Below are 21,488 nucleotides of genomic sequence, written 5' to 3'. Positions count from 1 at the left end.
CTGCCGATGAACCCAGCCGCCAACCCCGCCGAGTGGCGGTGTGCCGACCGCGCCGTCGTCCTGCTCGGCGCGGCCGTCGCCGACCTGCGCCGCGACCGGGGTCGGGCCCAGGCCGTGGTGGCCGGCGCCGCCGGGCTGCACCCCAGCCAGCTCAGCCGGTTCGAGCTCGGCCGCCGCGGCGCGACGCTGACCCAGTTCACGCGGCTGTGCGTCGTGCTCGACCTGCACCCGGCCCGGGTGTTCACCCACGCCCTTCCCGCCCACTGGCCGCCGAAGCCGGTCCCGTCCGCGCCCACCCTGATCGACCCCCACGGGGTGTGAGCAGGCGGTCAGCCGGTCCCGGCCATCGCCGCGAGGCGGTGGGCGAGCAGGGCGGCGGCCTCCCGCAGCTCCGGAGGCTCCAGCACCTCCGCCTCGAATCCCAACCGGGCCACGTGCATGGCGAGCCAGTCCAGGTCCTCCCCGCCGGCGACGAGCACGCACCACCCGTCGCGATCGTCCTCGACGCGTCCCACCTGGGGCGGCACCAGCTCCCGCACCCACTCGGGTCGGGCACGCAGCCGCACGCGGGCGCGGTACCGGTACGGCGCCTCGGTCACCGACCGCTGCACGTAGTCGACCGGGTCCGGATGCTCCCTCGCCCGGAAACGCCAGGTCGTCGGCACCACCTCGCGCATCCGGTCCAGCCGGAAGGTGCGCCAGTCGTCGCGGTCGACGTCCCAGGCCATCAGGTACCAGCGGCGGCCGGTGGCGACCATCCGCACCGGCTCGACCGTGCGCTCGCGCTCCCGGGCGTCGTCGCGACCGGCATAGGTGAACCGCACCCGCACCGCGTCGCGGCAGGCCCGCGCGAGCGTCACCAGCAGCTCGGCGTCGATCTCGACCCCGGGGCCGACCAGGGTCGCGGTGGCGCCGTGCACCGCCCGCACCTCGGCGCGCAGCCGGGGCGGCATCACCTGGTCGAGCTTGGCGAGCGCCCGCAGCGCCGCCTCGCCCGCCCCGGCGACCGTGCCCCCCGACGCCATCCGCAGGGACACCGCCGTCGCGATCGCCTCCTCGTCGTCGAGGAGCAGCGGCGGCAGGCGGGTGCCCGCACCGAGCTGGTAGCCGCCGCCGACGCCCGCCGTGGCGTGCACCGGGTAGCCGACCGCGCGCAGCCGCTCCACGTCGCGGCGCACCGAGCGATCGGTGATTCCCAACTCAGCGGCGAGCTCCGCGGCGGTCCAGGACGGCCGCCGCTGTAGCAGCGCCAGCAACCGCAGCACCCGCTCGGTCGTCGCCTCGACGGTCACCCGCCCATAGTCCCACGGATCACGGAACGACCCTGTCCGGTATCTGCGAGAAGCTGGAACCATGACCGACTTGACCTGGAACCCCCTGCTCCGCGAGCAGACCGCCTGGCACTGGACCAACCAGCTACGCGATCGCCTCGACGGACTCACCGACGACGAGTACTTCTGGGAGCCGGTGCCCGGCTGCTGGAGCGTGCGCCCGCGCGGCACCGGCTCCGCGCCGATACAGGGCGGGTCCGGCGCGATGACCATCGACTTCGCGGCGCCGGCGCCCGAGCCGCCACCGTTCACGACGATCGCCTGGCGACTCGGGCACGTGATCGTCGGCGTGCTCGCGATGCGCAACGCCGCGCACTTCGGTCGCCCGCCCACCGACTACTACTCCTTCTCCTACGCCCCGACGACCGACGAGGCGCTGGCCCAGCTCGACGCGGAGTACGCCACGTGGCTGGCCGGGGTCGAGTCCCTCGGCGACGCCGGCCTCGCCCGCCCGTGCGGGGAGGCGGAGGGACCGTACGCCGAGCGTCCACTGGCGGAGCTGGTCCTGCACATCAACCGCGAGCTGATCCATCACCTGGCCGAGGTGTGCCTGCTCCGCGACCTCTACCTGCACACCCACCAGCAGACTCGGGAGGCGAGCTGAGATGGCCCGCGACGTTCAGATCACCTTCGACTGCGCCGACCCGGCCGGGCTGGCGGCCTTCTGGGCCGAGGCCCTCGGCTACCGGCTGCAGGACCCGCCCGAGGGCTTCGCGTCGTGGGAGCAGGCCCTGGAGGCGATGGGCGTGCCGCCCGAGCGCCGCAACGACGCTTCGGCGGTGGTCGACCCCGAGGGCTCCGGGCCGCGGCTGTTCTTCCAGCGGGTGCCAGAGGGCAAGCAGGCCAAGAACCGCGTGCATCTCGACGTGCGCGCCGCACCCGGGCTCGAGGGCGACGCGCGGATGACGGCGCTGGAGGCGGAGGCCGAGCGACTCGTCACCCTCGGCGCCACCCGGCTCGAGCGCCACGAGCCCGAGCCCCCGCTCGGCGCCGGGCACCTCGTGCTGGCCGACCCCGAAGGCAACGAGTTCTGCCTCGACTGACCAGCCCGGCGGTGGCATCGGCGCCGTCCGGACCGAGCTTCCGGCGACATCGACGCCACCGGCACCGCGGCGGGCCGGCGTCCCGGCTGGCGGAGCGGAGCCAGACGTTCGCCGTCGTGCGGTCCGGCCTCCGGTGATCGCGATGCCGACGTCCAGCGCGGCCCGGCGCCGCCGCCGGTCGAAGGTGCCCAGCACCACCTCGGTGCCCGGCTGCCCGGTGAGCCGGTCCGCCACCGCCAGATAGCAGGCGTCGGCGCTATGCAACGGCCCGTGGTCGGCGACGAGGTACCCCCTCAGGGCGTCACCAACCGGGCGATCGCGTCGACCGCGGTCGCGGCCGCGGTGCCATCGCCGTAGGGGCTGGCCCCGGCCCTGGTCCGCAGCGACCCGGACAGCACCTCCGCGGCCGTCTTGGTGATCAGCTCGGGGTCGGTGCCCACCAGCCACGCGCAGCCGGCGTGCACCGCCTCCATCCGCTCGGTCACCTCGCGCAGCACCAGCACCGGCGTGCCGAAGCTCGGCGCCTCCTCCTGAATGCCGCCGGAGTCTGTGAGCACCAGCGCGGCCCGGCTCAGCGCGCGCACCAGGTCGGGGTAGTCCAGCGGCTCGGTGACCGCCACCCTGGCCACCCGGCCCAGCTCGGCGTCCACCACCGCGCGGACGGCCGGGTTGGGGTGCGCCGGCAGCAGCACCCGCACGTCCGGATGGTCGGCGACCAGGTGGCGCACCGCGGACAGCGTGCGCGCCATGGGCTCGCCCCAGGACTCCCGGCGGTGCGAGGTCACCAGCACCAGCCGGCCGCCCTCGGCGGCCAGCGCCCGCTCGACCTCCGCCAACGCCGGGTCGCGGGGCGGCAGGTCCCGGGCGGCGATGTCGCGCACCGCGTCGACGACGGTGTTGCCGGTCACCACCACCCGGTTCGCCGGAACGCCCTCGGCGCGCAGCGCGGCGGCGGCCCGCTCGGTCGGGGCGAGGTGCAGCGCGGCGATCCTGGCCACCATCTGCCGGGTGCCCTCCTCCGGGAACGGCGCGGCGAGGTCGTGGGTCCGCAGCCCGGCCTCGAGGTGCACGACCGGCACCTCCCGCCAGAACGCGGCCAGCGCGCCGGCCAGCACGGTGGCCGTGTCGCCCTGGACCACGAGCGCGGCGGGCCGCCGCTCGGCCAGCGCCGCGTCCATGGCCGGCAGCACGCCGGCCACCAGCTCGGCCTGCCCGCCGGACACCCGGGGTGGGACGTCGAGCCGGGTGTCGACCGCCAGCCCGAAGGCTCGCAGCGCCTGCTCCACCATCCCCTCGTGCTGGCCGCTGTGCACCAGCACCGGGCGCAACGTCGGGTGTGCCCGCAACGCCAGCGCGAGCGGCGCGAGCTTCACCGCCTCCGGCCGGGTGCCGGCGAGCAGCAGGATCTCCACGGGCACTCCTCTTCCGTGGCCTTCCATGGCCGGGACGGGTGGTCGACACCCATGGTCCCGGAGGACCCAGCGGCGCGCTGCCGGTGGGTCCTCCGGGACAGGGTTTCTCAGGACCGGTCGGTCCTGGCGAGCCGGCGGCTCCTCCGATAGGACGCCACGACCGCCACCGTGCCGAGCACGAGCAGCAGGGCACCCAGGGCCAGCCACCAGCCGATGTCGGCACCGGTCGCGGCCAGCGTGCCGACGCTACCGCCGGCCGCGCCGACCCCAGCACCAGGCAACTTGTACATCAGCGACCACCTCGCCCGATCAGGCCGCGGCCTCGGTCGTGGCACCGCGCCGGCGGCGGATGACGTAGACGCCCGCGGGCAGGCCCACGGCGGCGACCAGGCCCAGCCCGATCCACAGGCCGGCGCCGGAGGCCATCGGGATCGGCGGTGCGGCCGGGCCGCAGGTCGCCGAGGAGACGACCACGTCACCGGAGCCGATGGCGCCGACAAGGCCGTCGCCGAGCAGCTTCACGTGGACGGCGTTGACGGTGAGGCTTCCGTCCTTGTTCTTGATCTGCTCGTTGAGGATGACCGTGGCGATGTTGCCGACACCCGGCAGCTTCACCGCGAGCTCGGTGTTGGCGGCCGGGGTGCTGGACACGTCGCCCAGCTTGCCGAGGTTCGCGCCGACCAGCTGGGTGCTGCCCTTGACGCCTTCCTGTGTCGCGGTGCACACGGCCTCGACCAGCTTGACGCCGGCCTCCTTCAGCGCGGCCTTCAGCAGGGTGATCTCCACGTCGGTCGTGCTGGCCTTCGCGGTGACCGCGCCGGACTCGTCGTCCCGGACGGCCTCGGTGTTGATCACACCGGTCTTCAGCACGCCGGGGAGGTTCACGCCGGCGAAGCTGTTCTGGGTGGGGCCCTCGGTGCTCGCGGCCGCGAACGGGCCGGCCTGCACGGCGTCCTGGCCGAGCAACTGCACGTCGACCTTGGCGCCGTACGCCGAGCCGTCGCCCGGCTCCGCGTAGGCCGGGGCCGCGCTGACCAGCACGGTCGCCGCGGCGAGGGCGGCCATGATCCCGCCTCGACGCAGTCTGTGCGTCTTCATCAAGTGATCCTCCGTAATTGTCGGGGACGGCCGACGCCGGTGCCGGCACGCGTCGTCGCGCGCTCGGAAGAACCCGCCGGCGATCAGTCGGGGCCGCGCACGTTCTATCGAGCTTTCACGCTTCAGTGGAACACTGTAGAGGGGTTTATCACCCGATCGAGCTACTACCGATTCTGTTTTCGCAGGTGGCGAAGGTGATGTAGGGCACAGCGGGCCACTGTTCGTCAATTTCCGCCAAGATGGTTGTAATGAACCGCGCGGGCGGGTCGATAGAGCGCCGGGGCGAGGTGCGCGCCGGACGCGCCACCCCCCGCACACCCATCGGCGAGCGAGAGGTCCACAGTGGCTGTTGCGAGCACCTCCGCGCCCAAACCCTGGGCGCCTGCTGGGAAGTTGGCCGTCGGCGCCGTCCTCGCGGCGGTGGTGGGGCTGGTCGTCCTGGAGCGGCTCTACCGCGAGCTCGAGATCCGGCTCGCCGGGCTCGTCCTGAACGTGGTCACGTCCGAGGGCGTCCACGTCGTGGGCGAGCGGGAAACCGTTTACTTCGGACTGTCCGGGGAGAACCCGCTCGGACTGCGGATGACACCGGAATGCTCCTCGGCGTTCATGTTGATTCCACTCCTTCTGGTGACCGCCGTATTTCTGTGGCTGAAGCCGCAGAACATGAAACGGCTGTTCGTCTCATTGTTCATCGCCTGTGCCGCGATTGTTGTCGTCAATCAGGGACGGATCCTGACGATCGTCGGCTTGGTGGAATGGATGGGTGTCGACCGCGGCTATTACTGGGGCCACACGTTGCTCGGGTCGCTGGTCAGCGTGATCGGCGGCGCCGTTGCGCTGGTGTTGTTCGTCTGGTTGGGCACCCGTAGGTCGAAGGCCGAGCGACGGCGGGCATGAGCGGCGAGTCGGTCAAGGTCCTCCTCGCGATCACCCAGGCGTTCGCGCTCACCATGAGCGTGGCGTTCATCGTCTACGTCGTGGTGATCATCGTGCCTTTCCTGCGTCGGAAACCCGGCCCAGTGGGCGATCCCCGCGACTTCGATTGGCACTTCTTCGTGCCCTGCCGGGACGAGGAGACGGTCATCCGGGACACCGTCCGCTACCTGCGCACCACCTTTCCGTTCGCGCACGTGTGGGTGGTCGACGACGACTCCGAGGACCGCACCGCCAGGGTGGTCCGGTCGCTGTGGCGCCGGGACGGAACCCCGGACCCCTTCATCCACCTCGTCCAGCGCAAGCGCCCGAACGCCCGCACCGGCAAGGGTGATGCGCTCAACCAGGCCTACCGCACGCTGGTGGACTGGTGCGGCAAGCACATCCCGCGAGACAAGGCGATCGTCTGCGTGGTCGACGCCGACGGCCGCCCCGCGCCGAACTGCCTGGAGGTGTGCGCCGCCGACCACCTCTTCGGCGACGGCACGATCGGCGCGGTGCAGCTCGACGTGTGGATGCACAACCGCGACGTCGAGCCGGCGGATGGCTCGTGGTGGAAGCGGAAGTTCGGGCTCAAGCTGGCGCAGCTGCAGGACCTGGAGTTCCGCACGGCGATCGCCGCCATCCAGACCTCGCGCGGGTACACCGGCACGATCTCGATGGGCGGCAACGGCCAGTTCACCCGGCTGTCCGCGCTGCACTCGATCGGTGGGCCGGAGGGCGCGCCGTGGCGGGGCTCGCTGCTGGAGGACTTCGAGCTCGGGGTGCACCTGCTCACCGCCGGCTGGCGCACCGGGTACACCCCCGACTCGCACGTCTCCCAGGAGGGCCTGTACAGCCTGCGCCGGTTCCTCACCCAGCGCACCCGATGGGGGCAGGGCACCATGCAGTGCGCCCGCTACGTCCGGCGGATCTGGGACTCGCCGCACCTCACCACGCTCGGCGCGGCGGAGATGATGTACTACCTCGCCCAGCCGTGGATGCAGCTGTTCGGTTCGCTGCTGTACCCGGTGCCGTTCGTGGTGCTGCTGGTCAACACCGCGGGCAGCCCGGCGGAGATGTGGACCTGGTTCACCGGTGGCGCGTGGATCCTGTTCGCCATCTACGGCACGTTCGGGCTGGCGCCGTTCGTCGTGTGGGGGCCCGTGTACCAGAAGAAGTGCCTCGGTAGCAACAACCTGCTGCGCGGGCTGGGCATGGGGCTGGCCTACGCGCTCTACATCTACACCTTCTACATCACGTCCTGGCGGGCGCTGTTCCGGCTGATCCGCGGCCGGAACGGGTGGGCCAAGACCCGGCGGAACAAGGAGCGCTCCGCCGGCGCGAAGGTCGCACTGGACAGCTGAGCCGAGCTGTCCCGACTGCCATGAAGGCCACCTTCACCGCGCTGAACGCGATGAAGGTGGCCTTCATGGCGTTCAGCGGAACGCCGGCAGGATCAGCACGTCCGACGCCTTGACGAACGCCACCCGGTGGCCGAACTGGATCTGCACGTACCGGGTGTGACCGCGGACCACGACGTGCTCGGCCGGGTCGAACGTGGTGGCCTTGTAGTACTCGGCGCGGACCACCGGGCCGGCGGCGTAGCGCTGGCCGGCCGGCAGCCGGTACTGCAGCGGCACGATCGGCTGCGGGGTGAGGCCCTCCGGGTACGCCTCGGCCTCCGGGTAGGCCCGCCCGTACACCGGGATCGACGCCAGGCCGGGCCGCGGCACCACCATCTTCCCGGTCACCACCCGCGCGGTCGGTGCCGTCCGCGGATTGTGGAACCAGCCCTTCTGGCCGAGGTACCACACGGCGGTCCAGTCGCCGCGGACCTCGGCTACGGCGTAGCGCTGCCCGGCCTCGGTGCGGCTGCCGATGTCGGAGACCCGCATCGTCGCCGGCGAGCCGTCCGGGCGCAGGCCGATGTCGGACAGCAGCGGCGCGTCCGGCCGCGGCTCGGTGCGCAGCACCACCGAGGCCGAGCCGCGGGACGGGCACGGCGCGGCGGGGTCGGCGCGGTCGCAGCCGAAGAACGCCGGGCGGTTGGTGGCGAAGTCGGGGCTCATCTGCACCAGGTGCGAGCCGGGCGCGACGGTTCGCCCGTCCAGCGGGGCGCCCAGGAGGTCGAAGTAGTGCGCCCAGTCCCAGTAGGGGCCCGGGTCCCAGTGCATGCCGGCCACCCGATCCGGGGTGATGCCGGGAACGTTGTCGTGGCCGAGGATGTGCGACCGGTCGAGCGGGATGTCGTACTTCGCCGCCAGGTGGCGGACCAGCTTGGCCGATGTGCGGTACATCGCCTCGGTGTACCAGGTGCCCTGCGCGGCGAAGCCCTCGTGCTCGAGGCCGATCGACTTGGCGTTGACGTACCAGTTGCCGGCGTGCCAGGCCACGTCCTTGGTCGGCACGTGCTGGGCGATGTGGCCGTCGGCCGAGCGCAGCGAGTAGTGCCAGCTCACGTACTCCGGGTTCTGCACCAGGTCGAGAACGGTGTTCCAGTAGCCCTCGGTGTCGTGGATGATGATGTACTCGATCCGCTGGCTCGCCGGCCGGTCTGCCTTGTCGTGGTTGCCGTAGCCGCCGTTCGGCAACTCCTGGTACGGCGCCGGGATCCACTCGCACGAGATGTCGCTCGGGCACTCCACCTGGCCGCGGTCGGTGGGCCGCAGCCCGAGCCGGTCGAGCTGCGCCCGATCGGGCACCAGCCCGGGGCGGGCGGGCAGCCGCACCCGCTGGCCGTCGTCGGTGACCCGCTGCTGGCCGGTGGCGATGGTGTCGAACACCTCGTCGGCGAACGAGCCCGCGGCGGCGGTGTCGGTGGCGCCGCTGTACCGGGCGACCGCGCCGTACCAGTCCGCGGGGTCGGTGCCGCGGATGCCGAGCTCGCGCTGGTGGTGCGCCAGCAGCGCGGCGCCACCGCGGATGTTCTGCGCGGGGTCGGCGCGCAACGTGGCGGGGTCGGCGCCGGTCAGCTCGGCGGCGAGATCGACGGTCTGCAGCGCGGGCACCGGCTCGGCGGGCGCGGGCTCCTCCGGGTGCAGGGTCGGCCGGGCGTCGTCGCCGCGCGGGTCCTCGGTGCCCTCGTCGTGGTGGCTGCCGCCGGGGCCGGCGGTGCGCAGGTCGGTGAGGTGCATCGGGCCGTAGCCGGCGGCGGTGCTCGGGGTGCCGGCGTTGGTGTCCCACCGGGACTCGAGGTAGGAGACGGCGAGCAGCACCTCGGTCGGCACGCCGAACTCGGCGGCGGCCGCGGCGAAGGCGTGCTGGCGCCGCTGGTCGGCGGCGGTGGTGTCGGTGGTGCCGGCCGCGGTCTCGGCGGTCTCGGCGGCGGCGGGCGCGCCGAGCAGCAGCCCGGCGACGAGCGCGCCGGCGGCGGCCAGTGCGGTTCTCGATGGTCGGGTCGGTCGGGTTAATCGTGCCACGGGCGACATGGGCGGCCCTCTCCAATCAGCGGCAGGGAAAGTCAGAACTTAACAAAGAAAACACCGGACAGGTAAGAAAGACGCCGCGTTCGGCGGCCCGACCGAAGCGCGTCGCCGAACCGCCCTCGACCCCACCGGCGTGTTCGCCCCTGACGTCACCGTGTTCGCGCTTCGCGTCGGTGCGTTGGCGCCGCGTGACGCGAACACGGCGACGCGAACGGCGGACACGGCGACGCGAACGGCGGACACGGCTCCCAGGCCGGCCACCGCCAGCGGCACGGCGAGCCGCGCCGGTCCCCAGTCCGGGCCGAGCGGTACCAGCGCCAGCAAGGCCGACCGCGACGACCGTCGCGCCGATCGCCGCGGTCCGGCGCGCGCCGTACCGGTCGGCGAGCAGGCCGCCGAGCAGTCCGGAGGCCATCAGCGCGGCGGAGAACACCAGCAGCGTCAGCCCGGTCTGCGCGGAGGCGGCGCCGGCCGAGCGCTGCAGGTGAAACGGCAGCAGGAACAGCGGCCAGCATCGCGATCCCGACGCCGCGCGGCATCGCGAGGTGGTGACCGAGTTGCGGCTGCGCGACTGCCGACGACTGGCCGCGTGGTTGCGGCGCGAGGGCCGGTTGGCCGCGCCGTGGACGGTGGCGACCGCCGCGGCCATGCTGTGGGCCCTCATCTCCAGCGAGATGGTCGCCGGGCTGCTGGACGAGCGCGGTTGGAGCCGGGAGGGGCTGACGCAGCGGCTCACCGCCCTGTACGAGGTCACCTTCGTACGGCCCGCGTAGATCCTTGCCCGCGCCACCAAGGCCCCCGTCGGGCCCTCGCTGCGCGACAACGGCGAAGCCCGCGCAGTGGGGAGCGCTGACCGCCACCAAGGGGGCCTTGGTGGCGGTCACGGGCCGGGTGGGCCTGGCTGTCGTGGTGCGCTGGTCAGCTCGAATGCACCGGGGTGAGGCCCGGCCGGCGGTCGGCGACGACGAACGACGCGCGGGTGCGCACCGGCGCCGCCGGCTCGGTCACCTTGTCCACCACCCGGAAGTCGGCCCGCAGCTCGTCTCGGGTGATCCGGGTGCGGACGTAGCCCCGCTGGTTGTTGAAGAACTTGATGTGCGGGTTGCGGGCGAGGTTGGGGTCGGTGCTCGGGTCGGAGTCCCGGCCGTTGCCGCCCGAGGTGATCGACGTGGTGACCAGCTCGGTGCCGATGCACGGGCTGTCCGGGTCGTCGTAGTTCGCCTTGAGCTCGTTCGCCCAGTGTGTGTGCACGTCGCCGGTGAGCACCACCGGGTTGCGCACCCCGGCCTCGACCCAGCCGCGGCTCACCCGCTCCCGGGACCCCTGGTAGCCGTCCCAGGCGTCCATGCTCTGCGCGCCGGCCGCGTTGCGCCGTTGGGCGAAGAACACCTGCTGGCCGAGGACGTCCCAGCGGGCCCGGGACGTGCGGAAGTTGCGCAACAGCCACGCTTCCTGCTCCCGGCCGGTGAGCGTGCGGGCCGGGTCGGCGGCGTCGGCGCACACCTTCCACCCGTCGTCGCACGCCTGGTCGTCGCGGTGCTGCCGGGTGTCGAGCATGTGGAAGTTGGCCAGCGAGCCCCACCGCACCAGCCGGTACATCTGGATGTGCGAGCCGTCCGGCTTGCTGCGCCGGCGCAACGGCATGTTCTCGTAGTACGCGCGGAAGGCGTTGGCCCTCCGCTCCAGGAAGTTCGGCTGCGGGATCTCCGGCTTCTCGTGGATGTCGCCGGCCCAGTTGTTGTCCACCTCGTGGTCGTCCGGCACCACCAGCCACGGCGCCACCGCGTGCGCGGCCCGCAGGTCCGGGTCGGTGCGGTACTGGGCGTGCCGCTGCCGGTAGTGGGCCAGCGTCTCCGTCTCCGGGCCGCGGTGGTCGCGCACGTTGCCGTCCGGCGAGACGTAGACGCCACGCTGGTACTCGTAGATGTAGTCGCCGAGGTGCAGCACGAGGTCGGGCTCGTCGGCGGCGAGGTGCCGGTAGGCGGTGAAGTAGCCGTGCTCGTACTGCGAGCAGGAGGCGAAGCTCATCGTCAGGCCGGCGCCGAACACGCCGACCAGCGGCGCCGTGCGGGTCCGGCCGGTCGGTGAGACGTGCCGGCCGACCCGGAACCGGTAGAAGTACTCCCAGCCCGGCAGCAGCCCGGCGACCTCGACGTGCACCGCGTAGCCGTGGTCGGCGTCGGTGCGCTCGTGGCCGCGGCGGACCACCCTGCGGAAGCGCTCGTCGAGGGCCAGCTCCCAGTGCACCTCGACGCGGCGGTCGCCCATGCCGCCGAGTCCGTCCTCGGCCAGCGGGTCGGGGGCGAGTCGGGTCCACAGCACGGCGCTGTGCTGGTCGGGCTCACCGGAGGCGACGCCAAGGGTGAAGGGGTCGCCGGTGCCGGGCCGGCCGGCCCCGGTCCTGGCGGCGGCCGGCAGCGCCACGCCGGTGACGACCGCGGCGGCGCCGAGTGCGGCACCACCGGCCAGCACGGTACGGCGGGTGGTCACACGGGACGGGTTGTCTCCTGGTTCGGGCACGGCAAGGCTCCCCATCGTGGTCGGGTCAGTCGGAACGTCCACAGCTTGCGACGGCCGGGTGGCCGTGGCTACCCGATCAGGTGATCTCGCGGTGAACATCCGAGCCGCGTCCCAACGCGCGGAAAACGGCGTGACCAGCCGGTGCCGGCCGCCTACCGTGCCCGCATCGACGAGGAGGTGGCGCCGTGGACCCGGGTCTGCTGGTCGCGTTCCTCGGCGCGGCGGCGGTGATCAGCCTCGCGCCGGGGCCGGACATGATGTACATCGTCGCCAACGGCATGGCGGCAGGGCCGCGCGCCGGGGTGGTCGCCGCGCTGGGGATGTCCACCGGGCTGGCCGTGCACAGCCTCGCCGCGGCACTCGGGTTGAGCGCGTTGTTCCAGGCGGTGCCGGCCGCGCTGGACGTGGTGCGGGTGGCCGGTGTGGTGTTCCTGCTCTACCTGGCGGTGGACGCGCTGCGCTCGTCGGGGCCGGACGTGCCGGACGTGCGGCGGCAGCCGGAGATGCGCTCGCTGCGCAAGGTCTACGGGCTGGCCGTGCTGACCAACCTGGCCAACCCGAAGGTGATCATCTTCTACCTCGCCTTCGTGCCCCAGTTCGTCACGCCGGGGTCGGCGTGGCCGGTGCCGGTGCAGATGCTGGTGCTGGGCGCGCTGCTCATCGTGGTGGGGCTCACCGTGGACGCGCTGACCGGGTTCACCTCGGGCCGGCTGGCCGACCTGCTGGCCCGCCACCGGGCCGTGCGGCGCTGGCTGGACCGGATGTCCGCGGCGGTGTTCGCCGGCCTCGCGGTCCGCCTCGCCGTCGACGACCCCGCCCGCTGACCCCGCCCCGAACGGGCTGTTCAGGCGTTTCCCCAGTTCCCCGGACCCTCCTTGCGCGGCTAGCACTCCCATCGCTAGAGTGCTAATCGCACGGCACCAAACACGCCCCGGCACCCGCGACGGCGGGGGTGGTAGGCGCCGTAACCGCGAGACGAAGGGCGCCTGCCCGGACTCGAGCAACGCACGACAGTTACGTAACCTGCCAACGCTTTCGACGACCCGTGGAGGTCAACCCGGTGAGCGTGAACATCAAGCCGCTCGAGGACAAGATCGTTGTCCAGACGAGCGAGGCCGAGGAGACGACCGCGTCCGGCCTCGTCATCCCCGACACCGCGAAGGAGAAGCCCCAGGAGGGCAAGGTCCTGGCCGTGGGCCCGGGGCGCATCGACGACAAGGGCAACCGGATTCCGGTGGACGTCAAGGAGGGTGACGTCGTCATCTACTCCAAGTACGGCGGCACCGAGGTCAAGTACAACGGTGAGGACTACTTGATCCTGTCCGCTCGCGACGTGCTGGCCGTCATCAACTGACGACCCACGGCTGCGGTGACGCCCCGGCGGCCCCACCTTTCCGGGGCCTTCGGGGCGTTTTCCGCGCCAAGAGAGGATACCGATGCCGAAGCAGATCAACTTCGACGAGGACGCTCGTCGCGCGCTCGAACGCGGGGTGAACCGGCTCGCCGACGCGGTGAAGGTCACCCTCGGGCCGCGGGGTCGGCACGTCGTGCTCGACAAGAAGTTCGGCGGCCCGACGATCACCCTCGACGGTGTCACCGTCGCCAGGGAGATCGAGCTGGCCGACCCGTACGAGAACCTGGGCGCCCAGCTCGCCAAGAACGTGGCGACCAAGACCAACGACGTCGCCGGCGACGGGACCACCACGGCCACCGTGCTGGCCCAGTCGCTGGTCAGGGTCGGCCTGCGCAACGTCGCGGCCGGCGCGAACCCGGCCGAGCTCGGCCGCGGCATCGAGGCCGCCGCCGAGAAGGTCATCGAGGTGCTCAAGGCCAAGGCCACGCCGGTCAAGGGCCGGGACAACATCGCCCAGGTCGGCACCGTCACCTCGCGCGACGCCACCATCGGCGCCCTGCTCGGGGAGGCCGTGGAGAAGGTCGGCGAGGACGGCGTGATCACCGTGGAGGAGTCCTCCACGTTGGCCACCGAGCTCGACATCACCGAGGGCGTGCAGTTCGACAAGGGCTTCCTGTCCGCGCACTTCGCCACCAACCCGGAGGAGCAGCGGGCGATCCTGGAGGACGCCTACGTGCTGCTGCACCGGGAGAAGATCTCGGCGTTGGCCGACCTGCTCCCGCTGCTGGAGAAGGTCGCCGAGGCCAAGAAGCCGCTGCTGATCATCGCCGAGGACGTCGAGGGCGAGGCGTTGTCCACCCTGGTCGTGAACTCGCTGCGCAAGACCATCACCGCGGTGGCCGTGAAGGCGCCGTTCTTCGGTGACCGGCGCAAGGCGTTCCTGGACGACCTCGCGGTGGTCACCGGTGCCGAGGTGATCTCGGCGGAGGTCGGCCGCAAGCTGTCCGAGACCGGGCTGGAGTCGCTGGGCCGGGCGCGCAGGATCGAGGTGACCAAGGACACCACCACGATCGTCGACGGCGCCGGCACCAAGGAGGACATCCAGGCGCGGATCGCCCAGATCCGCAAGGAGATCGAGACCACCGACTCCGACTGGGACCGGGAGAAGCTGCAGGAGCGGCTGGCCAAGCTCGGTGGTGGGGTTGCGGTGATCAAGGTGGGCGCGGCGACCGAGACCGAGCTCAACGAGCGCAAGCACCGCATCGAGGACGCGGTGGCCTCCACCAAGGCGGCCGTCGAGGAGGGCATCGTGCCGGGTGGTGGCTCGGCGCTGGTGCACGCGGTGAAGGAGCTGGACGCGTTCGCCAAGGAGCGGTCCGGCGACGAGGCGCTGGGCGTCACCATCGTGCGCGACGCGCTCACCGCGCCGCTGTACTGGATCGCCAGCAACGCCGGCTACGAGGGCGCGGTCATCGTGTCCAAGGTGCAGGAGCAGAGCTGGGGACAGGGCTTCAACGCGGCCACCGGCGAGCTGACCGACCTGCTCGCGGCCGGCATCGTGGACCCGGTGAAGGTCACCCGCTCCGCGGTGGCCAACGCGGCGTCCATCGCCCGGCTGGTGCTCACCACGGAGGCGTCCGTGGTGGACAAGCCCGAGGAGGAGGGCGAGGGCTCGGGCCACGGCCACGGGCACTCCCACTGACTCCTCGCTCACGTACGGCGCGACGGGCCGGCACCTCGATCGGGGTGCCGGCCCGTTCGTGTTTCGCGCCTCCCGAGCGCTCGGGGTCCGTGGTGTGCCGGCGTCCGTGCCGAGCGCGCTGATGCTCGGCACGGGCGGCGCGCCGTCCCGTGCCCGGCGTCATTCCCACCTGATTCCGGGCACGCCCAGCGGAGGGGCCGCGGCCGTTCCCCTCCCCACTTCGGCTCGGGCGCCCGTCATCATGGGAGGGGCAACACCCGTTCCCCGTCCCACTCCGATCCGACGCCGCTGTACCCGTCACCTCGATCGGCGTTGGGGCGGGATTCCGGCGCATGCCACTACGCGGCCAGTGCGTGCCCCGGTACGAAGGCCCCCCACGTGCCCGGCACGACCGGAACCGCCAGATTCCGAGCCGCTACGACCGCAGCCGCCGGAACCCGTATCGGCAGAACAGAACCGCCGAACCTCGCATTGATGCCACGGTAGCCGCCAGAACCGTGCATCGGCACGAACGGATTGGTCAGATCCCGCCGGTATGACCGCAGCCGCCAGAACCGCGCATCGACACGAGCGGAACCGTCAAAACCCCGAGCTGGCACGAACGGAACCCTCAGAATCCCGCATCAACACGAACGGAGCGTCTGGGCCCCGAAGTTGTCCACATTTTCCGCACCACCCCTCCCCGACCCCCATCCCCGGTAAACTGGAAGCGGGGCCGGCCCCCGGAGCGGGTGGGGGATGCTTAGGGGGGCCGCCACTCGCGGTATTCGGGCTGGGTTCATGCTATCGAGTGCTCTGCGGGCTTCCGGAAGACCGCGGTGGGATGGCGGTTGGTGCCGCTGCGGGGCGCGGGCGAGGCCGGTGCCCGACAGCGGGGTGGCGCGTCCGCGCCGGTACGCGTGCCCCACCGCAGTGCACGCGTCCGCGCCGGTACGCGTGCCCCACCGCAGTGCACGCGTCCGCGCCGAACGCACACGTCCCGCCATCAGGCACACCTCAGCGCCGGAACGCATGTTCCGCCGGGACGCGCACGTCCACGCTGGTCCCCCCGCCGCCGTGCCGCGACGCGGGCAACCGCGCAGCTCGTCGCCGCCGGCGCGCAGGTCGGCGACGGCCGCGTCGATGCCCCGGTCCTCGCGCCTAAGCCTCGTAAGGCGCATGTTCGCGGAACGGGCGCCTCCGCACCGAAAATGCGCGTCGCCGGGACGCGCACGTCCACGCTGGTCCCCGCGCCGCCGTGCCGCGACGCGCGGGCAACCGCGCAGCTCGTCGCCGCCGGCGCGCAGGTCGGCGACGGCCGCGTCGATGCCCCGGTCCTCGCGCCTAAGCCTCGTAAGGCGCATGTTCGCGGAACGGGCGCCTCCGCACCGAAATGCGCGCCCACACCGAGAACGGACGCCCCGCCCCCGAAACGGACGCCCGGGCGAGAGCCACGCTGCCCGTGAAAGGTGCAGGTGACCCCGAATTCGGTTTCGATCCCAGAGATCCGCCCACCCAGAACGGACGCCCACCCGGGGACGCACGCCCACCCCCGGGACGCACGCCCAGGGGGCGCACGCCCGCCGGGACGTGCGCCCATCGGGGATGGGATGCGCGCCCACCGGTGATGTGCGCTCACCGAAACGCGCGCTCCCGCCGAAACGTGCGCTCCCGCCGGGACGTGCGCCCACCGAAGGATGGGATGCGCACCCACCGGTGATCTGCGTCCGCCGAACGCGCACTCTCGCCAGGATGTGCGCTCTCGCCCGGACGTGCGCTCCCGCCGAAACGCGCGTTCGCCGCCGGAAAGCGTGTGTCTACTGTGGTTCGTCCCCCGGGTCAGGCGTTCAGCCCGCCGTCGATGGTGATGGCGGTGCCGGTGATCAGCCGGCCGCCGTCGCCGGCCAGGTGGGCCACCGTCGCCGCGATGTCGGCGGGCTCGGCGAACCGGCCGCTCGGGTTCAGCGCGAGCTGTGCCGCGGCGTGCTCGCCGCCGGCCGGGTTCATCTCGGTGTCGGTCGAGCCCGGCTGCACCACCACCGCGGTGATCCCGCGCGGCGCCAGCTCCCGCCCCAACGCCCTGGTCAGCCCGAGCAGCGCCGACTTGCTCGCCGAGTACAGGCTGAGCCCCGGCCCGATGGCCCGCTCGGCGAGGTTGCTGCCGACACTGATGATCCGCCCGCCACGGGTCATGTGCGGCACCGCCGCCTTGGTCGCGACCAGCACCGCACGCACGTGGATCGCCAACATGCGGTCGATGTCGGCCACGGCGAGCTCCTCCACGGGCGTCACGGCGAAGATGCCGGCGTTGTTCACCAGCACGTCCAACCCGCCGAGCACCCCGGCCGCGCTGTCCACCGCGGAGGTCAACGCCTCGGCGTCAGCGCTGTCCGCCCGGATCGCCAGCGCCTTGCGGCCCAGCCCCTCGATTTGCCCCACGACCTCCGCCGCTCGGTCCTCCGCCCTCGCGTAGGTGATCGCCACGTCCGCGCCGTCCGCCGCGAGGCGGGTGGCGATCGCCGCCCCGATCCCACGGCTCCCGCCGGTCACCAGTGCGACCCTGCCGTCCAGTCCCGTCATCGTCCCTCCAGTTCTGTACCGGTCGATACACAAATACGGCGGGGTACGATCGAAGGGCAAGCTTTTTTGTGCCAATCGATACAGAAAGAGACCGATGTCACCCCGAGGGCGACCCCGCGGCTTCGACCGGGACGCGGCGCTGGCCGCGGCCATGCGGGTCTTCTGGGAGCGCGGCTACGACGGCGCCTCGCTGGCCGACCTGACCGCTGCCATGCGCATCAACTCGCCGAGCCTGTACGCCGCGTTCGGCGGAAAGGAGGCGCTGTTCCGGGAGGCTGTCGCGCTGTACGGGGCTACCCACGGCGGCCACACCCGGCGCGCGCTCACCGAGAAACCGACCGCGCGCGCGGCCATCGAGGCGATGCTGCGGGACAACCTCGCCGCCTACACCGATCCCGCGCTACCGCCGGGCTGCATGGTCGTGCTCGCCGCCACCACGGCGACCCCGGCCAACCACGGCGTGCGCGAACACCTCGCCACCCTGCGCCGGGAGACCCTCGCCGACATCCGGACCCGCCTCGACCGTGGCGTCGCCGACGGCGACCTGCCGGCTGGCGTGGACACCGCGGCGATGGCCACCTTCTACGGAACAGTCCTGTTCGGACTGTCCATCCAGGCCAGGGACGGGCGGGCGACCGGCGAGCTGGCCGCGGTGGTCGACGCCGCGATGGGCGCCTGGGACTCGTTCACCCGTCCCGCGAGGCCGGGCATCGGCCGCCCCTGATCGGGCCCGGCACCACCAGGTCCGACCCGAGCCGCTGGATCAGCTCCCCACCGCGAGGGCGTCACCGGCGCCCCGACGCCGCCGGGGCGCCGGTGGCCGAGTTCAGCTTCCGGCCAGGCTCAGCGTGCGCTTGCCCGACTTGATGATCATCTCCCGTTCCGACTCGGACAGCCCGCCCCAGATGCCGTACGGCTCGTGCACCGCCAGCGCGTGTTGTCGGCACATCTCCAGCACTGGGCAGGTCTGGCACACGGCCTTCGCCCTGGCCTCGCGGCGCGCCCTCGCCGGCCCCCGTTCGCCGTCCGGATGAAAGAAGGATCCGCTGTCCATTCCCCTGCACGCCCCCTCGAGCTGCCAGTCCCACATGTCGGCGTTCGGCCCAGGAAGCCTGCGCGTGTCTGCCATCGTGACCGCCTCCGCTGTCCGGCTCCATCAGCCGGACTCTGCAGTTGTTCGTGCGACTCGAGCTCGCGTCAACTCGACCGTTCAGGCGCGGCCTGCTTCCCCCTCCCGCACGACGCGCCCCCTACCGTCTCGCCTTCGCTCGCTACTCCATTCGGTGCAACGCGCGTAACGTTAGAACCGCGTCAATAGTTGTTCAAGGCATTCTTCGCGATTCAACCATTAGGCTTCCCCCGTAGGTGTGAGGCCCGGTGACCAGCACGGTTGCCGCACCTGGTCGCGCCCGGGATATTGGGGCAGGTGGGATCGGAGCCTGGCCCGAACGAGCCAGCCGGCGACAGGTCGGCGCGGGCTGATTCCGGCATTGCCGTCGCCGCCGCCGTCGCCGCCGAGCCCACGCTCCCGGTCGCTTCGGTCGCCCGCCGGCTGGGCGTGGCCCCCTCGACGCTGCGCACCTGGGACCGTCGGTACGGCGTCGGCCCGAGCCGGCACACCGGTGGACGGCACCGCCGGTACGGTCCCGCCGACATCGGCCGCCTCGAGCTGATGCAGCGGGCACTGCTCAGCGGCGCGTCCACCGCCGAAGCCGCCCGCTATGCCCTCGCCAGGATGCCCAAGTGCGCGCCCGCCGAGTCCGCTCGGCCCGCGCCGGCGCCCCCGCCGACCATGGCACTACGCGTGGACACTCCCGACGGCGCCGTGGTGCTGCCCGCCGAGGAGCCGGCCGACGGCGCCGGGCTCGGCCCGTCGCGGTTCGCCCGGCGGCTCAGCGCCGCGGCACTGGCCATGGACGTGCACACCGTGCAGCGGTTGCTCGCGGAGGCGATCGCGGCCGAGGGGGTGCTGGTGACGTGGGAGGAGATCGTCGAGCCGGTGCTGGCCGCGCTCGCCCGCAGGGATCGGGTCGGCGCCGCCGGCGTCGAGGTGGAGCACATGCTCGCCGAGTGCGTGCTCGCGGCGCTGGTCCGGGCGACCCCCGTCCCCGCCGAGCCGCGCAACCGGCGGCCGGTGCTGCTCGGCTGCGTGCCCGAGGAGCGCAACGGCCTTCCGCTGTACGCGCTCGCCGCGGGGCTGGCCGAGCGCCGGCTGCTCGCCCAGTTGTTCGGTAGCCCGATGCCCGCCGACACGCTGGCCGTCGCGGTCCGCCGCAGCCTGCCGGCCGCGGTCGTGCTGTGGGCGGCTCGACCCGGTGCCGATCCGCGGCTGTTCACCCGGCTGGCCAGGGGCCGCCAGCGGAGCCGCCTGTTCGCGTGCGGGTCCGGTTGGGACGCCGCCACGCTGCCCGCGAAGGTGGAGTTGCTCGGCGACCTGCCCGCCGCCGTCGACCGGCTCGAGTACGTCCTGCTCGGGCACCCGTGATGGACGAGGCCGGGTTGCGCGCGGCCGCGTTCGGGGCCGGGCCGCCCCCGGGGCGCCGGGACCTCGCCGCGGCCGCCGAGGGAGCGCCCCGCCGGCGCTGGTTGGCGGCGGTGCTGCTCGGCGCGCAGGGGTGCTACGCCGCCGCGGCCACCCTGCTCGGCGGGCTGGCCAGGGGGCGGGACCGGACGCTCGCCGCGCTGGCACTGGCCACGCTGGCCGCGCACCGCCGGCAGCTGGGCGGGCACGCCGCGGCCCGTCCGCTCGACGGTGCCGCCCTCGCGCTGGTCGGCGCCCGGCCCGCCGACCCCGCCGACCAGGACGGCCTCGACCCCGCCGGTGCCCGTGCCGATGCCCTGCTCGGGCTGGCCGCGGACAACCTCGCCCTCGGCCGGACCACCGCCGCCCGGCGCCTGCTCGCCGCGGCCACCGCCCGCTCCGCCGGCTGGCGCGCGGAGGTGCGGGCCGGCTGGGTGGGCGCGGAGGTGGAGCTCGCCGACGGCCGGCCGGAGGCGGCGGTCGGTCCCGCGGAGCGCGCGGCGGAGCTGGCCGCCCACCGGAATGCGGTGCGGCACGGCATCAAGTCCCACCTGGTGCTCGGCGCGGCGCTGGCGGCCACCGGTGATCCCGCGGCCAGGGAGCGGGCGGTCGGCCTGGTCGAGGCCGCGCTGGACCACGCGGCCCGGTGGGAGCTGCGCTCGCTGACCTGGCCGGCCGGCCTGCTCGCCGCCGACCTGGACGGCCGGAGGGCGGCCGCGCACCAGGCGTTGGTTACCGACGAGTTGCACGCTGTGTTACTGCGCTCGGACGGCGTGGGGCGGCGGCTGGCCCTGGAGTCACCCTGGGTCCCGACCGGCGGGTGTTCCCTGGCTCACACCAGGCATACCGACATCCGGGCGAGGCTTTCTCAAAAAAAGCCACCGGATCGTGTCAAGGTTGAGCCTAAAGCGTCCGATAGGGGATATGGAATGTCACCCGGCTGCAGGAAGGAAACCCCGTGACGACGGTCTTGATCTGCGACGACCGACGCAGTGTCCGCGAAGGGCTCACCCGCGTGATGTCTGCCGTCCCCGGCGTCAGTCGCATCGACTGTGTAGCGCACGGTGACGAGTTGCTCGCCAGGTACTCCCGGCAGCCGGTCGACGTCGTGCTGGTCGGCACCCAGCGCGCCGTGCCGACGGGCGTCGAGGCGACCCGCCGGCTGGTCTCCGCCAACCCGCAGGCCAACGTCATCGTGTTCGGCGCGCCGGACGATGCCGGCAGCATCGCCGCCGCCATCGCCGGCGGCGCCCGCGGCTACCTCCGTTGGGACGCGTCCCGCCCCGAGCTGGTCGCCGCGCTCGCGCACACCCTGGCCAGCACCTCGGTCCCCGCGCCGCGGCAGCCGTCCGACCCCGGTGTCCAGCTCACCGAGCGCGAGCTGCAGGTGTTGCGCGGCATGAGCCAGGGCAAGAGCAACGGCCAGATCGGCCGCGAGCTCTACCTGTCCGAGGACACGGTCAAGACCCACGCCCGGCGGCTGTTCCGCAAGCTGGGCGTGCGCGACCGGGCGCAGGCCGTCGCACACGGCTTCCGGCGCGGCCTCGTCTCCTGACGAATCCTCCTTCCGGCACGCCACGCCTCCCGTGCGTCGCGTGCCGGCTCGAC

At 72.9% G+C, this 21,488-nt stretch carries 22 protein-coding genes; 13 read left to right on the top strand and 9 right to left on the bottom strand.

Annotated elements, in window-relative coordinates; all coding sequences use genetic code 11:
• Positions 1-6: 6 nt before the first annotated feature.
• Positions 7-321, top strand: coding sequence for a helix-turn-helix domain-containing protein (locus tag BM051_RS17455; RefSeq protein WP_134046204.1), 315 nt, complete (start codon positions 7-9; stop codon positions 319-321).
• 8 nt (positions 322-329) lie between these two features.
• On the opposite strand, the gene BM051_RS17450 is transcribed toward BM051_RS17455, so the two are convergent.
• Positions 330-1,292 (bottom strand): helix-turn-helix transcriptional regulator, encoded by a 963-nt coding sequence (locus tag BM051_RS17450; RefSeq protein ID WP_092531199.1) that lies wholly within the window; start codon positions 1,290-1,292, stop codon positions 330-332.
• A 61-nt stretch (positions 1,293-1,353) separates the two neighbouring features.
• Between BM051_RS17450 and BM051_RS17445 the strand changes: the two genes are divergently transcribed.
• Both BM051_RS17445 and BM051_RS17440 read left to right on the top strand, forming a co-directional pair.
• Positions 1,354-1,935, top strand: coding sequence for a DinB family protein (locus BM051_RS17445; RefSeq protein ID WP_092531198.1), 582 nt, complete (start codon positions 1,354-1,356; stop codon positions 1,933-1,935).
• A 1-nt stretch (position 1,936) separates the two neighbouring features.
• On the top strand, positions 1,937-2,374 hold the full coding sequence (locus BM051_RS17440; RefSeq protein WP_092531197.1) for a VOC family protein: 438 nt from the start codon (positions 1,937-1,939) through the stop codon (positions 2,372-2,374).
• Between the two features lie 293 nt (positions 2,375-2,667).
• Here the strand turns inward: BM051_RS17440 and wecB are convergent, their stop codons facing one another.
• The 3 genes from wecB to BM051_RS17425 all read right to left on the bottom strand — a co-directional run bounded on the left by wecB (position 2,668) and on the right by BM051_RS17425 (position 4,884).
• Positions 2,668-3,786 (bottom strand): non-hydrolyzing UDP-N-acetylglucosamine 2-epimerase, encoded by a 1,119-nt coding sequence (wecB, locus tag BM051_RS17435; RefSeq protein WP_092531196.1) that lies wholly within the window; start codon positions 3,784-3,786, stop codon positions 2,668-2,670.
• A 107-nt stretch (positions 3,787-3,893) separates the two neighbouring features.
• Positions 3,894-4,076: an LPXTG cell wall anchor domain-containing protein gene (locus BM051_RS17430; RefSeq protein WP_092531195.1), complete on the bottom strand. Its 183-nt coding sequence runs from the start codon at positions 4,074-4,076 to the stop codon at positions 3,894-3,896.
• Positions 4,077-4,095: 19 nt separating this feature from the next.
• Positions 4,096-4,884 carry a choice-of-anchor protein CoaP gene (locus BM051_RS17425; RefSeq protein WP_092531194.1) on the bottom strand — a complete coding sequence of 263 codons (789 nt, stop codon included), beginning with the start codon at positions 4,882-4,884 and terminating at the stop codon, positions 4,096-4,098.
• A 342-nt stretch (positions 4,885-5,226) separates the two neighbouring features.
• Here BM051_RS17425 and xrtP point away from each other — a divergent pair, with 342 nt between their 5' ends.
• Together xrtP and BM051_RS17415 are read left to right on the top strand one after the other, a co-directional pair.
• Entirely contained in the window at positions 5,227-5,781 is a 555-nt protein-coding gene (xrtP, locus tag BM051_RS17420) for an exosortase P (protein ID WP_341770815.1), read from the top strand.
• Entirely contained in the window at positions 5,778-7,163 is a 1,386-nt protein-coding gene (locus BM051_RS17415; RefSeq protein ID WP_092531193.1) for an XrtP-associated glycosyltransferase, read from the top strand. The genes xrtP and BM051_RS17415 overlap by 4 nt, the downstream gene beginning before the upstream one ends.
• Before the next feature lie 72 nt (positions 7,164-7,235).
• Here the strand turns inward: BM051_RS17415 and BM051_RS17410 are convergent, their stop codons facing one another.
• Together BM051_RS17410 and BM051_RS28535 are read right to left on the bottom strand one after the other, a co-directional pair.
• Complete coding sequence (locus tag BM051_RS17410; RefSeq protein WP_092531192.1) at positions 7,236-9,227, bottom strand: N-acetylmuramoyl-L-alanine amidase; 1,992 nt, start codon at positions 9,225-9,227, stop codon at positions 7,236-7,238.
• Positions 9,228-9,243: 16 nt separating this feature from the next.
• Positions 9,244-9,873 (bottom strand): hypothetical protein, encoded by a 630-nt coding sequence (locus BM051_RS28535; protein WP_134046202.1) that lies wholly within the window; start codon positions 9,871-9,873, stop codon positions 9,244-9,246.
• On the opposite strand from BM051_RS28535, the gene BM051_RS30360 reads away from it, so the two are divergent.
• Complete coding sequence (locus tag BM051_RS30360) at positions 9,872-9,997, top strand: hypothetical protein (RefSeq protein ID WP_279587056.1); 126 nt, start codon at positions 9,872-9,874, stop codon at positions 9,995-9,997. The genes BM051_RS28535 and BM051_RS30360 overlap by 2 nt on opposite strands.
• Before the next feature lie 145 nt (positions 9,998-10,142).
• Here BM051_RS30360 and BM051_RS17400 read toward each other — a convergent pair whose 3' ends face one another.
• The gene (locus BM051_RS17400) at positions 10,143-11,759 is read right to left on the bottom strand and encodes an alkaline phosphatase D family protein (RefSeq protein ID WP_177216960.1); all 1,617 of its coding nucleotides are present in this window, start codon (positions 11,757-11,759) and stop codon (positions 10,143-10,145) included.
• A gap of 170 nt (positions 11,760-11,929) precedes the next feature.
• Between BM051_RS17400 and BM051_RS17395 the strand changes: the two genes are divergently transcribed.
• The 3 genes from BM051_RS17395 (at position 11,930) to groL (ending at position 14,800) form a co-directional block, all read left to right on the top strand.
• On the top strand, positions 11,930-12,568 hold the full coding sequence (locus BM051_RS17395; protein WP_092531189.1) for a LysE family translocator: 639 nt from the start codon (positions 11,930-11,932) through the stop codon (positions 12,566-12,568).
• A gap of 236 nt (positions 12,569-12,804) precedes the next feature.
• A complete protein-coding gene (groES, locus tag BM051_RS17390; protein WP_092531321.1) occupies positions 12,805-13,098 on the top strand; it encodes a co-chaperone GroES in 294 nt (97 codons plus the stop codon).
• Between the two features lie 82 nt (positions 13,099-13,180).
• Positions 13,181-14,800: a chaperonin GroEL gene (gene groL / locus BM051_RS17385; RefSeq protein ID WP_092531188.1), complete on the top strand. Its 1,620-nt coding sequence runs from the start codon at positions 13,181-13,183 to the stop codon at positions 14,798-14,800.
• A gap of 1,818 nt (positions 14,801-16,618) precedes the next feature.
• Here groL and BM051_RS17380 read toward each other — a convergent pair.
• Positions 16,619-17,359 carry an SDR family NAD(P)-dependent oxidoreductase gene (locus BM051_RS17380; RefSeq protein ID WP_092531187.1) on the bottom strand — a complete coding sequence of 247 codons (741 nt, stop codon included), beginning with the start codon at positions 17,357-17,359 and terminating at the stop codon, positions 16,619-16,621.
• A gap of 94 nt (positions 17,360-17,453) precedes the next feature.
• Here BM051_RS17380 and BM051_RS17375 point away from each other — a divergent pair, with 94 nt between their 5' ends.
• The gene (locus BM051_RS17375; protein ID WP_092531186.1) at positions 17,454-18,083 is read left to right on the top strand and encodes a TetR/AcrR family transcriptional regulator; all 630 of its coding nucleotides are present in this window, start codon (positions 17,454-17,456) and stop codon (positions 18,081-18,083) included.
• Between the two features lie 102 nt (positions 18,084-18,185).
• Here the strand turns inward: BM051_RS17375 and BM051_RS17370 are convergent, their stop codons facing one another.
• Positions 18,186-18,488 (bottom strand): WhiB family transcriptional regulator, encoded by a 303-nt coding sequence (locus BM051_RS17370; protein WP_092531185.1) that lies wholly within the window; start codon positions 18,486-18,488, stop codon positions 18,186-18,188.
• A 360-nt stretch (positions 18,489-18,848) separates the two neighbouring features.
• On the opposite strand from BM051_RS17370, the gene BM051_RS17365 reads away from it, so the two are divergent.
• From BM051_RS17365 to BM051_RS17355, 3 genes are read left to right on the top strand one after another with little or no spacing between them, the layout of a single operon-like run.
• Complete coding sequence (locus BM051_RS17365) at positions 18,849-19,844, top strand: MerR family transcriptional regulator (RefSeq protein WP_092531319.1); 996 nt, start codon at positions 18,849-18,851, stop codon at positions 19,842-19,844.
• Positions 19,844-20,842 carry a hypothetical protein gene (locus tag BM051_RS17360; protein ID WP_341770814.1) on the top strand — a complete coding sequence of 333 codons (999 nt, stop codon included), beginning with the start codon at positions 19,844-19,846 and terminating at the stop codon, positions 20,840-20,842. The genes BM051_RS17365 and BM051_RS17360 overlap by 1 nt, the downstream gene beginning before the upstream one ends.
• Positions 20,839-21,435: a response regulator transcription factor gene (locus tag BM051_RS17355; protein ID WP_003073605.1), complete on the top strand. Its 597-nt coding sequence runs from the start codon at positions 20,839-20,841 to the stop codon at positions 21,433-21,435. Before BM051_RS17360 ends, BM051_RS17355 begins: the two co-directional genes overlap by 4 nt.
• Positions 21,436-21,488 lie beyond the last annotated feature (53 nt).

The organism is Amycolatopsis arida, from assembly GCF_900115565.1.
Classification (GTDB): Bacteria; Actinomycetota; Actinomycetes; order Mycobacteriales; family Pseudonocardiaceae; genus Yuhushiella; species Yuhushiella arida.
Note: the sequence above shows the minus strand (reverse complement) of the source record. Positions and strands in the feature narration are given on the sequence as shown.